Source organism: Candidatus Kaelpia imicola, assembly GCA_030765505.1.
GTDB classification, from domain to species: domain Bacteria; phylum Omnitrophota; class Gorgyraeia; order Kaelpiales; family Kaelpiaceae; genus Kaelpia; species Kaelpia imicola.
Genome location: JAVCCL010000027.1, coordinates 1 through 3,980 on the forward strand (window position 1 = coordinate 1; position 3,980 = coordinate 3,980).

The window sequence follows — 3,980 nt, forward strand, 5'->3', positions numbered from 1 at the left end:
TCTTTAGGGTCTGTTAAGAGTGAGAGGTTTCCATCCTCATCAAATGGAATCTCATTAATTGAGAAGTTATACTTTCTTATCAGCCAGTCTGTCTGATAGAGCCTATGCTCACGCATTAAGATATCACTGTTTGAGTATCTTGAACTCTCACCTTTTAGTGTGCTCTCCCCCAACCCTCTCTGATAAGCACTGAAATAGACTCTGTTAAAATTTAATCTTTTATATAGCCCACCCTGAGGCAATGTGACCGGATATACTTATTTATTGTCTTTAGAGTGACTTTTCTGTGCTTCTCTTGCAGCTCTCTTTTAATTCAGATATAGAGTGATAGACTAAGGAGTTTTTATAATCTTTATTTAGCTCATAAGAGACTACTTTATCAAACGTTGTATCTATTAAATATCTATTCTTTTCTAATAGATTATTAAATGCATCTTTAGAATCTCTGCCTTTAGAGAATCCTAATACCTGAAGGTTTTCAATATCCGGCTCTTTAGTTTTTCTTGATAATTGCGCATATAATGCGTTAAACTTATATCAGAATCACGATGAGAGGCTATACAAAAGGGTAAGTCCTGCGATAATGCCTCTCTTTTCAAATATTCAAACAAAATTTACCTTTTCCTTTGTCGCAGTAGAATGTCACAGTAAAATATAGTATTTTGTGGAATTAATAATACTCATTGCCGCTGCCTTTATAAATCAATAAATTCAATACCACTTTGATCATAATATCTTTTTCTACCGGCCTACTTGCAGCAATCATAATTGTTAAGGCAACAAGAGTGTTGTTATCAATGCGTTTTGTATTATCTTTCCTAAGAAGTATTCCATTCTTCTGCAGGAAACAGATAAAGATAGCTGCAGCTATACGTTTGTTGCCATCCACAAAGCTATGGTTTTTGGTTACAAAGTAAAGTAGGTGTGCTGCTTTCTCTTCAACAGTCGGATAGACATCTTTTCCATCAAAAGTCTGATATATTGCGCTTAAAGAGCTTTTAAAACTACTATCTTTTTCCTGCCCCACTAAGCTATAGTCTTTGAATCTCTTCTTCGTAGCATCAATTATCTTTCTAGCTTCTTGGTAGGTGATTTCAAACCTGGATCTCTTGGTTCCTTTTGGAGCAGAGAGCCGTTGGTGGTCATAATCATCTAATATATCAAGAGCACGTGAATATTCGGTTATAACCTGAATAATGCCCTTTGCTTCATCGGATATAGCTTTAAATTGAACAACATTATCTAAGAGTTTTAAAGCGCTTTGCAACTCTCTATATTTATGCTCTGATAGTTTGAGTCTTTTTTCATTGAGGGTGTAGCCATCTATTAAATGTTTCTTAAGCACATTTGTCGCCCAAATACGGAAATGTGTGGCACGAGTTGAGCTTACACGGTACCCAACAGAGATTATAGCATCTAAGTTGTAATATTTTGTGCGATAGATTTTGCCATCATTAGCAGTATGTTCCAAAATGGAACATACTGAATCTTTTTGTAACTCTTTGTTTTTAAATATGTTGCTCAAATGTTTTGTTATGGCAGGTCTTTGGGTTCCAAATAGTTGAGCAATCTGTTTTTGAGTTAGCCAAACTGTATCCTCAACCAGCTTAACTTCAATTTTGTTTTTATATAATAAGATCTCGCCCTTATTGTTCTTTTTAGAGCTCATTTTGTTTCAGCCCTCCTTCTTTAAAAGTTATTATCTGTTAAAGTTTTATTCTTCTAACCTGTTATTCATTATTCATATGATTTACTCTACCCCAAACTTAGCATGGACTATAGCTATTACTTTCTTTTCTAACGATGAAGTATCATGATTGCCATACCAGGATACATCATAGGAGTTTATAGGGTTTATCTGGAATGTCCCCATCTTTGCTGAGCGTATTACACCTATCTTATTTCCTGTTGAAGCCGCTATTCTTATGGCTCTCTCTTTAGCGTTCTCTGTAGCGCGAGCCAGCATTTCAATCTTTAGGTCTGATAAGTTGGTATAGAAATACTCAGGAGAGTCTGACATAAACTCTATGCCTTGATCTAAGAGCTCTGTAGACTGACGGGAGATATCAGTTATCTTATTAACATCGTATGATCTTACTTCAATCTCTTGAGCTACTAAATAGCCTTCTATCTCATTTGTGTTATGCCCTTCTTCTGTCTTCTTATATAAAGTAGCATTTTTAACCTGGGAGACTACTATCTCGTTTTCTTTAATACCTTTTAACAATAGATATGCTTTTACCTTTTTAAGATCATCTTTAAGCTGTGCATAAGCGTCCTTTAGCTCTATATCACGTCTTCTAAACTCAGATTTCCATACTATATAATCAGATATTATATCTTTTTCAGCCGAACCTGATACTTCAATTATCTCTTCAGTAAGCTTCTTTACCTGAATAACGCCTTTTGATAAAATTACTGTTGAAAACACCGTAGCACAGACAATACATAGCCCTAAGATGATGATTTGAATGTTTTTCAGCTCTCCTATCCGCATATTGCACCTCCTTTTGGTTTAATGGTTATGAAACCCTATTCTGGTCTTTGGTTTATTTGGCAGAACTATTAATTGATGGATTGCATCAAATATAGCCTTTATATCTTTATCATGTTTTCCTACTTTATTCTCAAGTAAGATTAACTTACGGAGAAGGTCTTTATGGGTGGAAACTATTTCGCGTATCTTTACAAAAACCCTCATAATGGCGATATTTACTTGGATTGCTCTTTCACTATTGAGAACACTGGATAGCATTGCAACGCCTTGCTCAGTGAAAGCATTTGGATTGGCAGATGAATGTTTAAGAGATTTGAACCGGTCACAGATTGTGACCAGTCTCTCTTTCTCTTTTTCTGTTAATTTGAACATAAAATCTTTAGGGAATCTTTTAGAATTTCTCTTAACTGCCTGATTTAATGCTTTTGTTGAAACACCGTAAAGCTTAGCTAAACCTCTATCTAGCAATACCTTTTGATCTCTTATAATAAGTATTTTTTGTTCAACAGTTGATTCTACAGTTAAACTCTTCATCTCTCCCTCCTTTAAATACAAAAAACCCTTGCCCAGTCTGTTATCCAAACCGAAACAAAGGTTTTACTTTTTTATAGTCCAGGTTCCCCCTTTCGAACGCAGGACTTTAATTCAAACTATGTTTTAATTTTACTCTTATTGTAAATAGTGTCAAGAGTTTAACTGTTTAAATATGTTTTTTCTGTCTTATTTCTCATTTTCTATAATACTTTTAACTAATCATCTCTTATCTAATTGCTAAGCTTATTTACCAAAATTGCCTATTTTTTGGGAGTAATCAGATGCTTTTTGTTCCAGCATAGATGTTAGTTTTGATTTAGCTTTATCAAGCAGGCTTTTAGCTGGTTGAGAATCTTTATCAAGATATGTCAGGATGTATTTAGCGATATTCACTACGTCCTGAAATTTTTCAGAGCTATATAGGTTATTTGCCTGAGTAACCAAGTAGCCTACCTTCTCCTTCGTTGAGTTTAAATTTTTTGCTGCAGCTATTGCTTCTTTAGCGGTTGAAGCGATTATCTCTTTTTTTGTTTCTTCCAATACATTTGATGCTACCGTTTTTACAGTAGATGTTAAATCTTCTGTCACTTTTTTAACTGTTTTCATAGTCTCTGAAGAATCTTCTGCATTTAAGCTGGGTTGTTCCTGATTAGTGCAACCTGTAATTAAAACGATGCTGAATAGTATAACCAAGATTAAGTCTGATATTCTCTTCATTAATGCCTCCTTACTCTTTAAAGACAAATTGCCATTAGGCTTCAATTTTATGCCCTTCTTTCTTTTATAGGCAAGGTCCTATAGGGTAGGCTGCTATAAATTTGTTTATTTCTTCGCAATACTCACATTAACAGCGCTTGCACCTTTGGGAGTTTTTTCAATTTCAAACTCAACTTCCGTATCTTCATTCAAAACGTCAAATTCAACACCCACAAGGCTGTTCTTGTGGAAA

5 protein-coding genes are annotated in these 3,980 nt (G+C 34.6%); all 5 read right to left on the reverse strand.

Annotated features, from left to right (window positions below):
• Positions 1 to 670: 670 nt before the first annotated feature.
• Positions 671 to 1,669 carry a virulence protein RhuM/Fic/DOC family protein gene (locus tag P9L98_04785; GenBank protein MDP8216613.1) on the reverse strand — a complete coding sequence of 333 codons (999 nt, stop codon included), beginning with the start codon at positions 1,667 to 1,669 and terminating at the stop codon, positions 671 to 673.
• Between the two features lie 81 nt (positions 1,670 to 1,750).
• A complete protein-coding gene (locus P9L98_04790) occupies positions 1,751 to 2,497 on the reverse strand; it encodes an SIMPL domain-containing protein (protein ID MDP8216614.1) in 747 nt (248 codons plus the stop codon).
• Between the two features lie 18 nt (positions 2,498 to 2,515).
• Positions 2,516 to 3,031 (reverse strand): ORF6N domain-containing protein, encoded by a 516-nt coding sequence (locus tag P9L98_04795; protein ID MDP8216615.1) that lies wholly within the window; start codon positions 3,029 to 3,031, stop codon positions 2,516 to 2,518.
• A 243-nt stretch (positions 3,032 to 3,274) separates the two neighbouring features.
• A complete protein-coding gene (locus P9L98_04800; GenBank protein ID MDP8216616.1) occupies positions 3,275 to 3,748 on the reverse strand; it encodes a hypothetical protein in 474 nt (157 codons plus the stop codon).
• Positions 3,749 to 3,853: 105 nt separating this feature from the next.
• The coding region (locus P9L98_04805) for a cold shock domain-containing protein (protein ID MDP8216617.1) at positions 3,854 to 3,980 on the reverse strand (127 nt) is incomplete at its 5' end.

What these genes read in the sequence shown, in the direction of transcription:
- P9L98_04790 (MDP8216614.1), bottom strand. Translation starts at nt 2,497, where the DNA reads ATGCGGATAGGAGAGCTGAAAAACATTCAAATCATCATCTTAGGGCTA.
- P9L98_04800 (MDP8216616.1), bottom strand. Translation starts at nt 3,748, where the DNA reads ATGAAGAGAATATCAGACTTAATCTTGGTTATACTATTCAGCATCGTT.
- P9L98_04785 (MDP8216613.1), bottom strand. Translation starts at nt 1,669, where the DNA reads ATGAGCTCTAAAAAGAACAATAAGGGCGAGATCTTATTATATAAAAAC.
- P9L98_04795 (MDP8216615.1), bottom strand. Translation starts at nt 3,031, where the DNA reads ATGAAGAGTTTAACTGTAGAATCAACTGTTGAACAAAAAATACTTATT.